Origin of the sequence: Cryobacterium sp. Hh38, from assembly GCF_004403235.1 — a bacterium.
Taxonomy (GTDB): Bacteria; Actinomycetota; Actinomycetes; order Actinomycetales; family Microbacteriaceae; genus Cryobacterium; species Cryobacterium levicorallinum.
This window is the reverse complement of record NZ_SOHD01000008.1, coordinates 131,174-148,451: the sequence shown is the minus strand read 5'-3', so window position 1 is coordinate 148,451 and position 17,278 is coordinate 131,174. Positions and strand designations below refer to the sequence as shown.

The following is a 17,278-nucleotide window of genomic DNA, read 5'->3' as shown; positions in this document are numbered from 1 at the left end:
CGAACCGCCAGCCGGCCACCCGCCCCGGCCACAACGCACAACGGCCCGGCAGAATCTGCCGGGCCGTTCTATCTGATGAGTGCCGCTACTTCTTGGCGCTGAGCTGCTCGATGATCGCCTGCGACACGTCGTGCATGGTGAGACGACGGTCCATCGAGGCTTTCTGAATCCAGCGGAAGGCCTCCGGCTCGGTCAAGCCCATCTTCTCGTTCAGCAGGCCCTTGGCCCGGTCGACGAGCTTACGGGTCTCGAACCGTTCGACCAGGTCGGCGACCTCGGCCTCAAGGGTGATGATCTGGCTGTAGCGCGAGAGGGCGATCTCGATGGCCGGCAGCAGGTCGTTGGGGGTGAACGGCTTGACGACGTAAGCGAGGGCGCCGGCTTCCGTGGCGCGCTCCACCAGTTCCTTCTGGCTGAATGCGGTCAGCAGAACCACCGGAGCGATGTGCTCCTTGGAGAGGCGTTCAGCCGCGCTGATGCCGTCGAGCTGGGGCATCTTGACGTCCATGATGACCAGGTCGGGGCGGAGCTCCCGCGCCAAGGCGACCGCAGTTTCTCCGTCACCGGCTTCGCCGACGACTTCAAAGCCGTTGTCGCGCAGAATCTCGACGATGTCGAGGCGAATGAGGGATTCATCCTCAGCGACGACAACGCGGCGCGGAGGGGTGGGGGTGCTGTCTTGGTCGGTCACGAGGAAAGCCTACGGTATTCTGAACGAGTAGTTGTAAGCCGGTGTGGCGGAATGGCAGACGCGGAGCACTCAAAATGCTTTGTTCGCAAGGACGTGTGGGTTCGAGTCCCACCACCGGTACCAGAAATCACGGCAAGTTTGTGTTGACACGCCCGCACCTGTCAGGCTGGACCGATGATGAATAACATGGCGTATTGGGGCTACCTGTCTTTACTGATCTATCCGGCGCTGATCGCACTGGGGTTTTGGGCGGCCTATTTCGTGATTCGAAACGCCATCCGCTCGGGGCTGCGGCAGCACCAGGAATGGCTCGACGCGCGGGCGCAGAAGCCGCCCGTTCTCTAAACCACACGCAACCACACGCAAAAAAGCCCCGCCGAGATGATCGGGCGGGGCTTTTCGCTTGAAGGCTTACTTCTTGACGTACGCCGGTGCGACCTCGTTGTGGGCGTCGCCCACGCGGTGCACGCGAATGTCGTTCGTCGAGCCGACAATTCCGGGAGGGGAACCGGAGATGACGACGACCTTGTCACCGATTTCAGCGAGGCCCTGACCGATGAGAATGTCATCGACCTGACCGAACATGGCGTCGGTGTGGGTCACCGGCTCCACGAGGTAAGTCTGGATGCCCCAGGTGAGGGCCAGACGACGACGGATGCCCGGCTCCGGCGTGAACGCCAGCATCGGAATCTTGGACCGCAGACGCGACATACGTCGCGCTGAGTCTCCGGACTCGGTGAAAATGCACAGGAATTTGGCTTCAACGAATTCGGCGACCTCGATGGCGGCCAGCGTGATGGCGCCACCCTGGGTGCGCGGACGATTGGTGAGCTTGCCGATGCGCTCCAGGCCGTGAATCTCGGTGGATTCCACAATGCGAGCCATGGTCTGCACCGTGACGACGGGGTACTCTCCGACGCTGGTCTCACCGCTGAGCATGACGGCATCCGCACCGTCGAGGACGGCGTTGGCGACGTCGCTGGTTTCGGCGCGGGTGGGCACGGGGCTCAGAATCATTGATTCGAGCATCTGCGTGGCGACGATGACCGGCTTGGCCATGCGGCGGGCGATCTCAACAGCCTGCTTCTGCACGATCGGCACGGCTTCGAGCGGGAGCTCCACTCCGAGGTCGCCACGGGCGACCATGATGGCGTCGAAGGCGTCGACGATCTCTTCGAGGTTGTCGACGGCCTGCGGCTTTTCGATCTTGGCGATCACCGGAACGCGACGACCTTCTTCGGCCATGATCTCGTGCACCCGGGTTATGTCCTCGGCGCTGCGCACGAAGGAGAGCGCGATGAGGTCGGTGCCGAGGCGGAGGCCCCAGCGCAGGTCCGCTTCGTCCTTCTCTGACAGGGCGGGCACGTTGACGGCCACGCCGGGCAGGTTGATGCCCTTGTTGTTGGAGACGGGACCGGCGACGATGACCTTGGTGGTGACGACGACGCCATCCGTTTCAACGACCTGCACCTTGACCTTGCCGTCGTCGATGAGCAAAAAGTCGCCCGGGTGCACATCGTGCGGCAGACCCTTGAAGGTCGTGCCGGACAGTTCCTTGGTACCGAGCACATCTTCGGTGGTGATCTTGAAGATATCGCCGACGGCGAGGTCGTACGGGCCGCCCTCGAACTTGCCGAGACGAATCTTCGGGCCCTGCAGGTCGACCATGACGGCGACGGCGCGGCCAGAATCGTTCGCGGCCTTGCGCACGTTGGCGTACACGCTTTCGTGTACCTGATAGTTGCCGTGGCTCAGGTTCATGCGACAGACGTCAACGCCCGCGTCAATGAGCGCCCTGATCTGCTCGTAGCTGGACGCTGCCGGCCCGAGGGTGGCAACGATTTTTGCGCGTCTCATACTGGTGAATCTCCAATTTCCGCGCCCGGAGGGCGCAATTACAGCGTAGTGAGGGAAAACTCAGGGTTAGAGAGCGAAGGACCGGTCGGTCGGCTTCACGGGGGAGGGCAATTGCGTCTTGCCTTCCAGGAACTGGTCAACCGCGGCCGCTGCGGCTCGTCCTTCGGCGATGGCCCAGACGATCAGGGACTGGCCGCGACCGGCGTCCCCGGCGACGAAGACACCCTCGTGGCTGGTCTGATAGTTGCCGTCGCGTTCCACGTTGCCGCGGTTGTCGAAGGGAAGCTTCAGCTGGTGGCTGAGTTCGTTCGATTCCGGCCCGGTGAACCCCATCGCGAGCAGCACGAGGTCAGCAGGAATTTCCTTCTCCGTGCCGACCTTAGGAACGCGACGTCCGTCGAGGTATTCGGTTTCGGCAATGCGAATGGCACGCACCTCACCGAAGTCGTTGGCCAGAAATTCGACCGTCGACGCGAGGTATTGGCGGGTGCCGCCCTCTTCGTGTGCGCTCGACACCTCGAACAGGGTCGGCGACATCGGCCACGGCTGGCTGTCCGGGCGAGTCGTGCCCGGCTGCTTGCCGATCGCCAGGTTGGTGACGGATGCTGCCAGCTGGCGGTGCGCTGTGCCGATGCAGTCAGCTCCGGTGTCACCACCACCGAGCACCACGACGTGCTTGCCCTCAGCCGTGATCTGCGCTTGGAGGCTTCCGCCGGCACCTAACTTGTTCTGCTGCACGAGGTATTCCATGGCGAAGTGCACACCGGGCAGGTCGCGCCCGGGAATCGGCAAGTCCCGGGGAACCATGGCTCCGGTCGCGACCACGACGGCATCATACCGGGCGCGCAGGTCGTCCCAGGTGATGTCCACACCGATGTTGACGTTGGCGCGGAACCGGGTTCCCTCCGCCGTCATCTGCGCGAGGCGCAGTTCGAGGTGTTTCTTCTCCATCTTGAAGTCGGGAATGCCATAGCGCAGCAGCCCGCCGATACGGTCGTCGCGTTCGAACACGGCGACCGTGTGGCCGGCGCGGGTCAGCTGCTGGGCTGCGGCCAGGCCGGCGGGGCCGGAGCCCACGACGGCGACAGTCTTGCCGGTCAGGCGTCCGGGCGGTTGCGGCTGGACCCAGCCCTTGGCGAAGGCCTGGTCAATAATCGACACCTCAACCTGCTTGATGGTGACGGCAGGCTGATTGATGCCGAGCACGCACGACGATTCACAAGGCGCCGGGCAGAGCCGTCCGGTGAACTCGGGAAAGTTGTTGGTCGAGTGCAGGCGTTCGATGGCCGCTCGGCCCTCGTCGCGCCAGACCAGGTCGTTCCACTCGGGAATGAGGTTACCGAGCGGGCAGCCCTGGTGACAGAACGGTACGCCGCAGTCCATGCAGCGGCCGGCCTGCCGTTTGAGTACGGCCGCGTCACCCTGCTCGTAGACCTCTTTCCAGTCCATCAAGCGGATGGCCACAGGCCGTCGAGCGGGAAGCTCACGTTCCGTGTCCTTTAGAAATCCCTTCGGATCAGCCATTGGTTACCTCCAGAATTCGATTCCAAACAACGAGACCGTCGGGATCGAGTCCCTCGTCGACGGCCGTCTGCCTGGTCTCCAGCACGGCCGCGTAGTCGCGTGGCAGCACCTTGACAAAAGCGTTCATGGTTTCTTGCAGGTTTTCCAGCATCCGCTTGGCAAGTGCCGAGTCAGTCTGGTCCCGGTGTTGTTCGAGCAGGTCGCGCACGATTTCACGGTCGACGCTGTCGAGGGCAAGCAGCCTCAGCTCCCCCGAGGTGAGCGCGTCGCGGTTGACCCGTTCGGCGGTGAGTCCGTAGACGTAGGCCGTGCCACCACTCATGCCGGCACCGAGGTTGCGCCCGGTCTCGCCGAGGATGAGGGCGACTCCGCCGGTCATGTACTCGAGCGCGTGGTCCCCCACGCCCTCGACGACGGCGACGGCACCGGAGTTTCGCACCAGGAACCGTTCGCCGACGATGCCGCGAATGAACATGCTGCCCTGCGTGGCTCCGTAACCGATGACGTTGCCGGCGATGACGTTGTCCTCGGCAGGAAACTGGCTGGTTCGGTCGGGGCGCACAATGATCTGCCCGCCCGACAGGCCCTTGCCGACGTAGTCGTTGGATTCGCCCTCGAGCCGCAGAGTGATCCCGCTCGGCAGGAACGCCCCGAAGGACTGTCCGGCGGAACCGGTCAGCCTGACCTCGATCGACCCAGCGGGCAGGCCATTTTCGCCGTGCCGCAGGGTGACCTCGTGGCCGAGCATGGTGCCAACGGCGCGTTCGGTATTGCGAATCGGCAGATTGATCTGCACCGTGCCGCCGTGTTCGAGCACGCTCCGGCTTCGGCGAATCAGCTCATTGTCGAAGTGCTTCTCGAGTTCGTGCTCCTGGGCCCTGGCCCACTTGCGCGGTTCGCTCTCGGAGAAATCCGGTCCGCTCAGAATGGGCGAGAGGTCCAGCCCCTGTGCCTTCCAATGGGTGAGCGCACGGTTCACGTTCAGGACTTCACTGTGTCCGATGGCCTCGTCAAGGCTGCGGAATCCGAGTTCGGCGAGGTACTCGCGTACTTCCTGGGCGATGAACTCGAAGAAGTTCACGACGTGGTCGGCCTGACCATTGAAACGCTTGCGTAGGTCCGGGTTCTGGGTAGCGACACCGACCGGGCAGGTGTCAAGGTGGCAGACGCGCATCATGATGCAGCCGGCGACCACGAGCGGGGCTGAGGCGAAACCGAATTCTTCGGCGCCGAGCAAGGCACCGATCAAAACGTCGCGTCCGGTTTTCAGCTGGCCGTCGACCTGCACCACAACGCGGTCGCGCATGCCGTTGAGCATGAGCGTCTGCTGCGTCTCGGCGAGGCCGAGTTCCCAGGGCGTGCCGGCGTGCTTGAGCGAGTTGACCGGGCTCGCGCCCGTTCCGCCGTCGTGCCCGCTGATCAAAATCACGTCGGAGAGCGCCTTGGCAACCCCCGCCGCGACGGCGCCGATACCGGACTGGCTGACCAGTTTGGTGTGGATGCGCGCCTTCGGGTTGGCCCGCTTCAGGTCGAAGATGAGCTGCTTGAGGTCTTCGATGGAGTAGATGTCATGGTGCGGCGGCGGCGAGATGAGGCCGACGCCGGCCGTGGCGTTCCGGGTACGGGCGATCCACGGGTACACCTTGGTGGGCGGCAGCTGCCCGCCCTCACCGGGCTTGGCGCCCTGCGCGAGCTTGATCTGGATATCGTCGGCGTGGGTCAGGTACATGCTGGTCACGCCAAACCGCCCCGAGGCGACCTGCTTCACCGCGCTGCGCCGAGTCGGGTCGAGCAGACGGTCCAGGTCTTCGCCGCCCTCGCCGGTGTTCGACTTGCCGCCGAGGCGGTTCATCGCGATGGCGAGGGTTTCGTGCGCTTCCTGCGAGATCGAACCATAGCTCATCGCTCCGGTAGAGAACCGCTTCACGATCTGCGACACCGATTCGACCTCGTCGAGCGGCACGGGCGTGCGCTGGCCGGCGCTGAGGGTGAACATACCGCGCAGCGTCATGAGCGATTCAGCCTGGTCGTCGACCATCTTCGTGTACTCGCGGAAGATGTCATAGCGCTTGGTGCGGGTGGCGTGCTGCAGCCGGAAGATGGTCTCCGGGTTGAACAGGTGCGGGGCACCGTCCCGGCGCCACTGGTATTCCCCGCCGGTCGCGAGGCGCTCGTGGGCGGTCACCGCGGCATCCATTGGGTAAGCGGATGCGTGCCTGGCCAGGTTTTCGACACCGATCACGTCGATGCCGACGCCGCCGAGCTTGCTCGTAGTGCCGGTGAAGTACTGGTCGACGAAGGACTGAGCGAGGCCGACGGCCTCGAAGGTCTGCGCGCCAGCGTAGGACGACACGGTGGAGATGCCCATCTTGGACATGATTTTGAGCACGCCCTTGCCGAGAGCCTTGATCACGTTGCGCACGGCCTTTTCGGGCGTGACGTTGGTGATGATGCCGCTGCGCACGAGGTCTTCGCAAGTTTCCATGGCGAGGTACGGATTGACGGCTGAGGCGCCGTAACCCATGAGCAGGGCCACGTGATGCACCTCGCGCACGTCGCCGGCCTCGACCACGATGCCGACCTTCATGCGGTTTTCGGTGCGGATCAGGTGGTGGTGCACGGCGGCGATCATGAGCAGCGACGGGATCGGGGCGAGGTCCTGGTTGGAGTCGCGGTCACTCAACACGATGAACAGCGCGCCGGCTTCGATCGCCTCGTCGACCTCGACGCAGATCGCGGCGAGGCGCTTAGCCAGGGCGTCTGAGCCCTCTTCGAAGCGGTACAGGCCGCGAATGGTCGTGGTGGTCCGGCTGCCGACGGCGGGGTCGATGTGCTGGATCTTGGCCAGTTCGTCGTTGTCGATGACTGGAAAATCGAGAATGACCTGACGGGCATGCTCCGGACCGGCCGTGAGCAGGTTGCGCTCAGGGCCGAGGCCGAGCTTGAGGCTCGTGACGACTTCTTCGCGAATCGAGTCGAGTGGCGGGTTGGTGACCTGCGCGAACTGCTGGGTGAAGTAGTCGAACATGAGGCGCGGGCGGTCGCTCAGAACCGCGATGGGGGTGTCGCTGCCCATGGCACCGAGTGGTTCGGCTCCGGTGCGTGCCATCGGGGTGAGCAGAATGCGCACCTCTTCTTCGGTGTAGCCGAAGGTGCGCTGACGACGTACAACGGATGCCGGCGGGTGCACGATGTGCTCCCGCTCCGGCAGGTCCTTGAGGTTAATACGCCCCTTCTGCAGCCAGTCGCCCCAGGGTTCACTGGCCGACAGTTCGGCCTTGATCTCCCGGTCGTCGATGATGCGGCCGGCGACGGTATCGACCAGGAACATCTGGCCGGGGCGCAGGCGGCCCTTACGCACCACCCGCGCCGGGTCGATTCCGAGCACGCCGATCTCACTCGCGAGCACGACGAGGCCGTCATCGGTGATGAGGTAGCGACCGGGACGCAGGCCGTTGCGGTCGAGGGTGGCGCCGACGAGAGAGCCGTCGGTGAATACGATCGCAGCTGGTCCGTCCCACGGTTCCATGAGCATGGAGTGGTATTCGTAGAAGTCACGACGTTCATCGTCGAGGTCGGTCTGGTTCTCCCAGGCCTCGGGCACCATCATCATAATGGCGTGCGGCAGGGACCGACCAGACAGGCTGAGCAGTTCGACGACCTCATCGAAGGAGGCCGAGTCGCTCGCGCCGGGCGTGACGATCGGCAGCAGGGGTGCGAGGTCACCGAGCAGCTCGGACTCAAGCTGGGACTGGCGGGCGCGCATCCAGTTGCGGTTTCCCTGCACCGTGTTGATCTCGCCGTTGTGGGCGATCATGCGGAACGGCTGGGCGAGCGGCCAGGACGGGAAAGTGTTGGTGGAGTAACGCGAGTGCACCAGGGCGAGCGTCGATACGAATCGTTTGTCCGACAGGTCGGGGTAGAACGGTTCGAGCTGCAAGGTGGTGACCATGCCCTTGTAGACCAGGGTGCGGCAGGACAGCGAGACGAAATAGATCTCGAGCTCACGCTCGGCGCGCTTCCGCAGCCGAAAGGTCTGTCGGTCGAGCGCGATGTCGCCGAGCAGGTCGCCGGACTCGGTCGTTCGGGTGCTCTGCACGAACAGCTGTTGGATAGCCGGCATGTTCGCACGCGCCTGGCTGCCGAGGTCTTCCGGATGCACCGGAACCTCCCGCCAGCCGAGGATGGTGAGGCTTTCCTCGTCGGCGATCAGGCTGATGGCCCGCTTGATTGCCGTGCGCGCGGTCGGGTCGGTCGGCAGAAAGACGTTACCGACGGCGTACTGGCCAACGGGGGGAAGCGCGAAATCCGTCACGGCGCGCAGGAAGGCGTCCGGTATCTGGGTGATAATGCCGGCACCGTCACCGGTTCCAGCGTCGGAACCGACCGCACCGCGGTGTTCAAGATTGCGCAGCGCGTCGAGGGCCTGGGTGATAATGTCGTGCCCGGCGGTGCCCCGCAGGGTCGCCACCATGGCAAGGCCGCACGCATCGCGTTCGGCGGCGGGGTCGTACAAACCGGCCGCTTCGGGCATGCTGCTGAAGCGGGAATAGAGAGGTTTCTGCGGCATTGAGACCGTCCTCACGAAATGACTAGCAGTAAGGGACGACGCTGGCCCGAAGGAAATGTGTGCAGGGAGTTGTAGCGGGAACCCTGATCGGGTTCGGCCCTGTTCGAGTTTGCCCTGACCGGGCAGCGCTACGAGTGCGTCGGTTGGGATTCAACCGACGTGAGTCTACAGACGCGACGCGCTCGTGCTTGTGGCTGCGGCCTCGGGTGATTCGGTGTGTTCATCGGCATCATCGCTCTGATCCGCGGAGCTTTGATCAAGATCATCCGAATCGCTGTCATCTAATTCTACCCCAGCGTCCGGGCCATTCCATTCCCGACCAGGAACATAGGCGCTGAGCTCTAGTCCGGGGTGACGGTGACGTTGCACGAGGATGATCACCAAGCCGAGCACGACGGCGGCCAGAGCGGCCCAGACGTTGGTGCGGATTCCGAAGTAGATCTCGCTCGGGTCAATGCGAATCGACTCAAAAAAGCTGCGACCCAGTCCATACCAGATGAGATATACGCCGAGCGTCTGACCGAAACGCAGACGGAATTTACGCTCGAGGTAGAGAATGACGGCGACGCCGATCAGATTCCAGATGATTTCGTAGAGAAAAGTCGGGTGGAACAGTGTGTCGGCCGGCAGTCCGACCGGGAAGGCGGCATTGCCGGACTCGATTTCCAGCCCCCACGGCAGGGTCGTCGGCAGCCCGAACAGCTCGTGGTTGAACCAGTTGCCGAGCCGACCGGTGGCCTGGGCGACCAACAAAGCGGGAGCAACAGCATCCGCGAAGCTCCAGAAACGGATGCCGGCCATCCGGCAGCCGATATAAGCGCCGACGGCGCCGCCGATCAGCGACCCGAAGATGGCGTTTCCGCCTTCCCAAATGTAGAGGGTGCGGAGCAGGTCCGCTCCATCAAAGAAGTAGTCTCCCGGGTGCGTCAGAACATGATAAATGCGGGCTCCGACAATGCCGAGGGGAACGGCCCAGAGGATGATGTCGAGTACAACGCCCGGCTCGGCACCGCGCCTGGTCAGGCGGCGCGAGGTGATGATGGTGGCGAGGACGATGCCGGCGAGAATACACAGCGCATAGGCGTGGATGCGGAACGGGCCGAGGTCGAAGAACTGCCACTCGGGGCTCGGAATACTCGTGCTCAGGAGACTCAACAACACCTAGGTACTACCTTTCATCGTGACTCGCGTCACTTGGGGCGAAAATAATCGATCGCCTCGAACAATTTAGTGTAGAGCGCGCCTGCGATTACCGGGGCGCGGAGGCCGGGCGAATATCGCTCGCGCCGGCGGCGAGTTCGAGGGCCAGCCGCGCTACGGCGGTGACTCCCCCTTCGGTGAGCGCCTTCACGAGGGCAGACCCAACGATGGCGCCGTCGGCATAGCCGAGAATTTCCCGTACCTGCTCGGGAGTCGAGATGCCCAGCCCGACACAGGCGCTCGTGCAGCCGACAGAGCGGAGGCGTTCCACCAGGATACGAGCAGCAGAATCGACCCCGGCGCGGGCGCCGGTCGTGCCCATCGTCGAAACGGTGTAAACAAAGCCGCGGCTCGCTTCAATCGCCTGCACCAATCGGGCGTCCGAGGAGGACGGCGCGGCGAGGAAGACCCGGTCCAGTCCGGTGCGTACGCTCGCGGTCATCCAGTCTGCGGCCTCGTCGGGAATAAGGTCGGGGGTGATCAGGCCGGCACCACCCGCGGCACGCAGGTCGTCGGCGAAACGCTCGACGCCGTACTGCACCACCGGGTTCCAGTAGGTCATCACGAGAATGGGGGCGTCGACCTGTGCGGTGATCGCCTTGACGGCTTCGAATCCGTGGCGCAGCTTGAAGCCGTTCGCCAGGGCCTGCTGCGTGGCAGCCTGAATGACCGGGCCGTCCATGACGGGGTCGGAATAGGGCAGACCGAGTTCAATGATGTCGACGCCGTTGGCGACGAGCGCCACGGCGGCGTCAATGCTCTCAGTCAGGGTCGGGAAACCGACCGGTAGGTAGCCGATGAGAGCGCCGCCGCCCTCGGTGCGTCGCCGTGCGATGGTCTGTTCGACCGTGCTCACGGTGTCGTTGGGTGCTGTGACCGTCATGATTGTTCCGCGCCTTCGTCGAGCAGGTCGAAGTACCGGCCGGCTGTTTCCATGTCTTTGTCGCCGCGCCCGCTGAGGTTGATCAGAATGGTCGCGTCCGGGCCGAGCTTCCGGCCGAGCTCGAGCGTGCCGGCCAGGGCGTGCGAGGACTCGATCGCCGGGATGATTCCTTCCGTACGGCTGAGCAGCCGCAGGGCGCTCATCGCGTCGTCGTCGGTGATCGGCAGGTACGTGGCCCGGCCGATGCTGGAGAGCCAGGCGTGCTCCGGGCCGACGCCGGGATAGTCAAGGCCCGCTGAGATCGAGTGCGATTCAACGGTCTGGCCGTCTTCGTCCTGCAGCAGCATACTGCGGGCGCCGTGCAGCACACCGGGGCGTCCCTTGGTAATGGTCGCTGCGTGGCGCGGCGTATCGACGCCGTCTCCGGCCGCTTCGTAGCCGTACAACGCGACATCGGCATCGTCCAGAAAAGCGTGGAAGATGCCCATGGCGTTTGAGCCGCCGCCGACACACGCCGTGACGGCATCCGGCAGGCTGCCGGTCAGGTCGAGAACCTGTTGGCGAGCCTCCTCGCCGATGATCTTTTGAAAGTCGCGGACCATGGCGGGGAACGGATGCGGCCCGGCCACGGTTCCGAAAATATAATTGGTCGTCTCGACGTTGGTGACCCAGTCGCGCATGGCGTCGTTGATCGCGTCCTTCAGGGTGCGGGAGCCGGTCTTGACCGGAACGACCTCGGCACCCAGCAGGCGCATGCGGGCCACGTTCAGCGCTTGCCGCTCGGTGTCGACCTCGCCCATATAGACGACGCATTCGAGCCCGAACAGGGCGGCGACAGTGGCGGTGGCAACTCCGTGCTGGCCAGCTCCGGTTTCGGCGATGACTCGGGTTTTACCGATGCGCTTGGTGAGTAGAGCCTGGCCGAGAGCGTTGTTGATCTTGTGCGAACCGGTGTGGTTGAGATCTTCGCGCTTGAGAATAATGCGGGCACCACCGGCGTGCTCGGCGAAGCGCGGCACCTCAGTAATGATCGACGGACGACCGGTGTAATTGATGTGCAGGTCCATCAGCGCCGCGGCGAAGGCTGGATCCTTCTTGGCGAGTTCGTATTCTGCGGTGAGTTCATCAAGCGCTGAAACGAGGGACTCGGGCACGAACCTGCCGCCGAATTCCCCGAAATATGGGCCGGATTCTGCACGTAAGGATTCTTCTCGTAAAGACATTTATACCGCCAAAAACTCAGAGAGGGTTCGGATGGGATCACTCGTAACAAGCGCTTCGCCGACCAGGACAACATCGGCTCCGGCTGCGCGGTAGTGCGCAACATCGGCTGCTGTCTTGACGGCGGACTCGGCGACGCGAATAACGCCGGAGGGGATTTTGTCGGCGAGGGCGCCGAACAGGTTCTGGTCAAGTTCAAAGGTTGACAGGTCGCGCGCGTTCACCCCGACCAGGCTGGCGCCGATGTCGAGGGCGCGACTGACCTCATCCCCGCTGTGCGTTTCAACCAAGGCCGTCATGCCTAGCTCACGGATGAGGTCGTGCAGAGACAGCAGGGTGGACTGGTCGAGAGCGGCGACGATGAGCAGCACCAGATCGGCTCCGGCCGCGCGGGCCTCGAACACCTGGTACGGCGTTCCAATGAAGTCCTTGCGCAGAATCGGAATGCTTACCGCAGCGCGCACCTGCTCGAGGTCGGTCAGCGAGCCGTGAAAGCGTCGTCCCTCGGTGAGCACGCTGATGGCGCTTGCCCCGCCGGACTCATAGGAGACAGCCAGCGCTGCCGGGTCGGTGATGGCAGCGAGGGAGCCGCGGCTCGGGCTCGCTCGTTTGATCTCGGCGAGAATCTTGACCCGTTCGGTGGGAGCAAGGGCGTGCAGGGCATCGAGTGCAGGCGGGCGGACGCGCGCAGCGGCTTCCACGCTCGCGAACGGGCGGGTGAGTAGGCGTTCTTCGGCGTCGGAAACCGCGCCGGCGAGAAGTTCTTGGAGCACCAGGTGGCCGCGCAGCGGGTCAGTGACCGTGCGGCGTGGCGGTCATGGTGTTTACGCCATAGCCAACCTTGCTCATCACGTAGCCAACAACGAGACCGGCGAGCAGCAGGCCGAAGGAGGCCCAGACCAGCCAGGGCAGCTCGAAGAAGAATGCGGTCGTGCCGATGGTGAATGCCACCAGCATGATGATGACAGCGGTCCAGGCCGCCGGGGAGTGGCCGTGTCCGGGATCTGACGTATCGATGCTCATGGTTCTCCTCGTAAATACATTCTGCTGTGTACGTTGACAAGCACGTTAAGTCTAGCGGAGCGCATGCGCGCGCTTCAGCGTACGGTCGGGTCATCGCCGCGGCTGAGGTCGTCCCAGTCGCCGACGGAGTCGCTCGCTGCGGAGTCGCTCGCTGCGGAGTCGCTCGCTGCGGGCTCAGTCGGGGTTGCCAGTGGTTGTGCACCGTGGGGCGAAGCCACTTGTTCAAACCGAACGGCCTGATACTTACGGGTCGGACCCGGCCACCGACCGCTCGTGACGATAATGGCCACACCAACACCCACCATGACGATCGCAGCACCCATCGCCACGAACGGCCAGGGTGTGATGACCGTGCCGAGCACGCTCAACTGAATCGACTCGTGACCGGCTATTCCCGTGGCGGCGGTCACCGCTGCGGCGCTGGCATCGGCGGGGTCTCGCACGGCCAGGAACGCGGCGAGGAACACCGAAAAGCCGAGGAGCACCTCGAGGGCACCGAGCACGATGCGAATCAGCCGCCCGGCGATGGTGAGCGCCGCGGCGAGGGCGAAGCCGGAGAGCGCGAGGGCGGTCAACGCCGGCGCGGCAATGGCTCCGTCGATCTCCAAGACCTGGGTGCCGGCATCGGGGAGTCCGACTTCGGCCTGCACCCAGACCTGGGTCCAGGCCAGCATAGCGAGCGAACTCGCCGCCAAAACGGAGAGGATGAAAACGAGTTTCAGGCGACGCGCTGACATCCGTTCTGCCATTAGTGCACCCTCCGCATGGCGTTGGCGACGGCGACGGCTCGCAGCGGGGCTGCCGCCTTGTTCTGCGACTCCTGGTACTCGGACGCGGGGTCGGAATCAGTCACGACGCCGCCGCCGGCCTGCACTCGCGCGATACCGTCCTTGATCGTGGCGGTGCGGATGGCAATGGCGAGGTCGGCGTCGCCGGCGAAACCGAAGTAGCCGACCACTCCCCCGTACACGCCGCGCTGGGCCGGTTCGAGGGCGTCGATGATCTCGAGCGCCCGCGGTTTCGGCGCGCCAGAGAGCGTGCCGGCCGGGAAGGTGGCGCGGAAGACGTCGATCGCGGTCTTGCCGGGAACCAGGTTGCCCTCGACCGAGGAGACGAGGTGCATGATGTGGCTGAATCGTTCGATACGCATGAACTCGGTCACCTCGACCGAGCCGGCCGTGCACACCTTGAGCAGGTCGTTGCGGGCGAGGTCGACGAGCATGAGGTGTTCGGCCCGTTCCTTGGGATCTTCGGCGAGCTCGATCGCGAAGTCGGCGTCGGCATCCGGTGTCGTTCCCCGCGGTTTGGAACCGGCGATCGGGTGGGTGAAGACGCGTTGGTCTTGCACCTTGACCAGAGCTTCCGGCGACGATCCGACGATCCAGTATGGGTCGCCTTCGTGCGTTTCGAGGCTGAGCAGGTACATGTACGGGCTGGGGTTTAGGCTGCGCAACACCCGGTAGACGTCGATGGGGTGCGCGGTGCAGACCTGGTCGAAGCGCTGCGAGATGACCACCTGAAACACATCGCCGTCGACGATGTGCTGCTTGCCGATGTTGACGGCGGTGAGAAAGTCGTCGCGGGTGGTGCGATTGCGCGGCGAGCTCGGTACTTGCAGGTCGACCTCGGCCAGCCACGCTTCGCTGGGCGCGGCGAGTCGGCCCTGCAGCGAATCGAGGCGCTCGCTCGCGGCAGCCCAGAGCTCGTCGGGCGTGTCGGTACCATCGTTCAGCACGTTGGCGATCAGCTGCACGGTGCCGTATTTGTGGTCGAGCACGACCAAGTCGGCGACAAAGCTGAAGGACTGGCCCGGAACGTCATAGTCGGCCGGCGGCTGGTGCGGCAGGCGTTCGATCTGGCGAATCGCTTCCCAGCCGATGAAACCGACCAGCCCGCCGGTCAGCGGCGGATGTTCGGGCAGCCGCGGCGTCTGCCACCGGTCGAACAGGTACGCCAGCGCCGCGAGTGGGCCGAGGGAGGCCGCAGACCCGAGCGCACGCTCGGCGGAGAGCCCGTAGTCGATCCAGCGGGTTTCGTCGCCCTGTTGGGTGAGCACTCCAAAGGAAGAAACACCGACGAAGGAGAATCGCGACCAGATGCCGCCCTGCTCGGCGGACTCGAGCAGAAAGCTGCCGGGCAGACCGTTGGCGAGCTTGCGGTAGATGCCCACCGGGGTCTCGCCGTCGGCGAAGAGTTCACGGATAACCGGAATGACCCGGTGCTCGCCGATCAGGGCATCGAACTGGATGCGGGTGGTCGAGCCGGCGGTGCGGGATCCTGCAGGGTTACCGGTCATTCCGTGGGCCTTTCCATGGTGGTCACGCCGAGGTCGCGCCCGTCGAAGCAGGTGTGGCTGCCGGTGTGGCAGGCGGCTCCGACCTGGTCGACCTGCACCAGCAGGGTGTCGTTGTCGCAGTCGAAGGCAGCGGAGTGCACGTACTGGGCGTGGCCGGAGGTGTCGCCCTTGCGCCAGAATTCCTGGCGGCTGCGCGACCAGAACGTGACGCGCCCCTCCGTCAGGGTGCGGCGCAGCGCTTCCCGGTTCATCCAGCCGAGCATGAGCACCTCGTGGGTGTCCCACTGCTGGATGACCGCGGGCAGCAGCCCAGCGTCGTTGAACACCGCGGCGTCGAGCTGATTGGTGAGTTTGGCGTTCAGTTCATCGGCCATTAGCGCACCAGCATTCCCTCGGCGGCGAGCTCCCGCTTGACATCATCGATGGTCAATTGTCCGTTGTGAAAAACGGATGCCGCCAGCACGGCATCCGCGCCGGCCCGGATCGCCGGGGGAAAGTCCTCCACTCGCCCGGCCCCGCCGGAAGCGATCACCGGAACCCGACTGTTGGCGCGCATGAGCGCGATGAGATCGGTATCGAAGCCCGCCTTGGTCCCGTCGGCGTCGATCGAGTTGACCAGGAGTTCCCCCGCGCCGAGTTCGATCGCCTGCCGGGCCCAGGCCACAGCATCCAGGTCGGTTTCGGTGCGACCGCCGTGGGTCGTGACGACGAAGCCGCTCTCCGTGCGAGCGGATCGCTTCACATCGAGGCTGAGGACAATCACCTGGGCGCCGAAGCGATCCGCGATCTCGGCGATCAGCGCCGGACGGGCGATGGCCGCGCTGTTCAATCCGACCTTGTCGGCGCCGCTCGCCTGCAGCCGGGAGACGTCTTCGACACTGCGGATCCCACCGCCGACGGTGAGCGGAATGAAGACCTGCTCGGCGGTCGCGCTCACGACGTCGTAGGTCGTCGAACGGTTATCGACGGTCGCCGTCACGTCGAGAAAGGTCAGCTCGTCAGCGCCCTGCTCGTAGTAGCGGCGGGCGAGTTCGACCGGATCGCCGGCGTCGCGCAGGTTCTGAAAATTAACGCCCTTGACGACACGACCGTTGGCCACATCGAGGCAGGGAATGACGCGCACACTCAGGCTCATGGCTGGTTGTCCTCTTTCGTGTGCTTAGAGGCGGGCGTTGTGAATGGTGGTGACCAGGATGGCTCTGGCCCCGATGGCGTAGAGCTCGTCCATCACGTTGTTCATGTCCAGTCGGGCGATCATAACGCGCACGGCGGCCCACTCGGGGTCGTGCAGCGAGGACACGGTCGGCGATTCGATTCCGGGGGCAAGCGCGGCGGCCGTGTCGAGCAGCGCGACCGGAATGTCATAGTCGAGCAGCACGTATTGGCGGGCCACGAGCACGCCCTGCAGGCGGCGCAGCAGCGTCGCGATTCCGGCCTTGTCGTTGGTGGAGCTGATCAGCACGGCGGTGGATTCGAGGATGACCGGTCCGAAGATTTCGAGGCCGGCCTTGCGCAGTGTGGTGCCGGTGGAGACAACGTCGGCGACGGCATCCGCTACCCCGAGCTGAACCGCCGATTCAACGGCCCCGTCGAGTTCGACCAGGTCGACGGTCACCGAGTGGGTGGCGAGAAAGCGTTCGACCAGGCCGGGATAGCTCGTGGCGACGCGCAGGCCGTCAAGGTCCTTCAGCTCGGTGAAGCGCCCGGCCGGTCCGGCGAAGCGAAAGGTAGAGTCGCCGAAGTCGAGGCTGGCGATTTCCTGCGCCTTCGAGTGGGAGTCCAGCAGCAGGTCGCGCCCGGTGATTCCGACGTCGAGGGCGCCGGAGCCGACATAGGTGGCGATGTCGCGCGGACGCAGGTAGAAGAATTCCACCCCGTTGCGCGGATCGGCGGTGACGAGGTCGCGCGGGTCGCGACGACCGGTGTAGCCGGCCTCGGCGAGCATCTGCGCGGCGGTTTCAGACAACGAGCCCTTGTTGGGCACGGCAATTCTCAGCATGGGGGGGGTACTCT

The 17,278-nt window shown here is 64.6% G+C and carries 15 protein-coding genes and 1 tRNA gene; 2 read left to right on the top strand and 14 right to left on the bottom strand.

The window, feature by feature from the left end; all coding sequences use genetic code 11:
• Nucleotides 1–85: 85 nt before the first annotated feature.
• Complete coding sequence (locus tag E3T41_RS04065) at nucleotides 86–691, bottom strand: ANTAR domain-containing response regulator (RefSeq protein WP_035879545.1); 606 nt, start codon at nucleotides 689–691, stop codon at nucleotides 86–88.
• A gap of 37 nt (nucleotides 692–728) precedes the next feature.
• On the opposite strand from E3T41_RS04065, the gene E3T41_RS04060 reads away from it, so the two are divergent.
• Both E3T41_RS04060 and E3T41_RS17775 read left to right on the top strand, forming a co-directional pair.
• Nucleotides 729–814: transfer RNA gene (locus E3T41_RS04060), tRNA-Leu, on the top strand.
• A gap of 51 nt (nucleotides 815–865) precedes the next feature.
• Nucleotides 866–1,036: a hypothetical protein gene (locus E3T41_RS17775; RefSeq protein ID WP_158251657.1), complete on the top strand. Its 171-nt coding sequence runs from the start codon at nucleotides 866–868 to the stop codon at nucleotides 1,034–1,036.
• A 66-nt stretch (nucleotides 1,037–1,102) separates the two neighbouring features.
• Here E3T41_RS17775 and pyk read toward each other — a convergent pair whose 3' ends face one another.
• The 13 genes from pyk to hisG all read right to left on the bottom strand — a co-directional run bounded on the left by pyk (nucleotide 1,103) and on the right by hisG (nucleotide 17,264).
• Nucleotides 1,103–2,548 (bottom strand): pyruvate kinase, encoded by a 1,446-nt coding sequence (gene pyk / locus E3T41_RS04055; protein ID WP_092448531.1) that lies wholly within the window; start codon nucleotides 2,546–2,548, stop codon nucleotides 1,103–1,105.
• 66 nt (nucleotides 2,549–2,614) lie between these two features.
• A complete protein-coding gene (locus E3T41_RS04050; protein WP_092448530.1) occupies nucleotides 2,615–4,072 on the bottom strand; it encodes a glutamate synthase subunit beta in 1,458 nt (485 codons plus the stop codon).
• Nucleotides 4,065–8,642 carry a glutamate synthase large subunit gene (gene gltB / locus E3T41_RS04045; RefSeq protein WP_134477434.1) on the bottom strand — a complete coding sequence of 1,526 codons (4,578 nt, stop codon included), beginning with the start codon at nucleotides 8,640–8,642 and terminating at the stop codon, nucleotides 4,065–4,067. The genes E3T41_RS04050 and gltB overlap by 8 nt, the downstream gene beginning before the upstream one ends.
• A gap of 165 nt (nucleotides 8,643–8,807) precedes the next feature.
• On the bottom strand, nucleotides 8,808–9,797 hold the full coding sequence (gene lgt, locus E3T41_RS04040) for a prolipoprotein diacylglyceryl transferase (protein WP_134477596.1): 990 nt from the start codon (nucleotides 9,795–9,797) through the stop codon (nucleotides 8,808–8,810).
• 94 nt (nucleotides 9,798–9,891) lie between these two features.
• A complete protein-coding gene (trpA, locus tag E3T41_RS04035) occupies nucleotides 9,892–10,725 on the bottom strand; it encodes a tryptophan synthase subunit alpha (RefSeq protein WP_092448528.1) in 834 nt (277 codons plus the stop codon).
• Nucleotides 10,722–11,948: a tryptophan synthase subunit beta gene (trpB, locus tag E3T41_RS04030; RefSeq protein ID WP_092448527.1), complete on the bottom strand. Its 1,227-nt coding sequence runs from the start codon at nucleotides 11,946–11,948 to the stop codon at nucleotides 10,722–10,724. The genes trpA and trpB overlap by 4 nt, the downstream gene beginning before the upstream one ends.
• On the bottom strand, nucleotides 11,949–12,719 hold the full coding sequence (trpC, locus tag E3T41_RS04025) for an indole-3-glycerol phosphate synthase TrpC (RefSeq protein ID WP_104132822.1): 771 nt from the start codon (nucleotides 12,717–12,719) through the stop codon (nucleotides 11,949–11,951). It abuts the gene before it with no gap.
• Nucleotides 12,720–12,738: 19 nt separating this feature from the next.
• A complete protein-coding gene (locus E3T41_RS04020; RefSeq protein WP_092448525.1) occupies nucleotides 12,739–12,969 on the bottom strand; it encodes a DUF6704 family protein in 231 nt (76 codons plus the stop codon).
• Nucleotides 12,970–13,043: 74 nt separating this feature from the next.
• Nucleotides 13,044–13,718, bottom strand: a complete 675-nt coding sequence (locus E3T41_RS04015; RefSeq protein WP_134477432.1) for a Trp biosynthesis-associated membrane protein — start codon at nucleotides 13,716–13,718, stop codon at nucleotides 13,044–13,046.
• Entirely contained in the window at nucleotides 13,718–15,265 is a 1,548-nt protein-coding gene (locus E3T41_RS04010) for an anthranilate synthase component I (RefSeq protein ID WP_092448523.1), read from the bottom strand. The genes E3T41_RS04015 and E3T41_RS04010 overlap by 1 nt, the downstream gene beginning before the upstream one ends.
• The gene (hisI, locus tag E3T41_RS04005) at nucleotides 15,262–15,639 is read right to left on the bottom strand and encodes a phosphoribosyl-AMP cyclohydrolase (protein WP_092448522.1); all 378 of its coding nucleotides are present in this window, start codon (nucleotides 15,637–15,639) and stop codon (nucleotides 15,262–15,264) included. The genes E3T41_RS04010 and hisI overlap by 4 nt, the downstream gene beginning before the upstream one ends.
• Complete coding sequence (gene hisF, locus E3T41_RS04000) at nucleotides 15,639–16,400, bottom strand: imidazole glycerol phosphate synthase subunit HisF (protein WP_092448521.1); 762 nt, start codon at nucleotides 16,398–16,400, stop codon at nucleotides 15,639–15,641. Before hisF ends, hisI begins: the two co-directional genes overlap by 1 nt.
• Before the next feature lie 24 nt (nucleotides 16,401–16,424).
• Nucleotides 16,425–17,264, bottom strand: a complete 840-nt coding sequence (hisG, locus tag E3T41_RS03995; RefSeq protein ID WP_092448520.1) for an ATP phosphoribosyltransferase — start codon at nucleotides 17,262–17,264, stop codon at nucleotides 16,425–16,427.
• Between the last annotated feature and the right edge of the window lie 14 nt (nucleotides 17,265–17,278).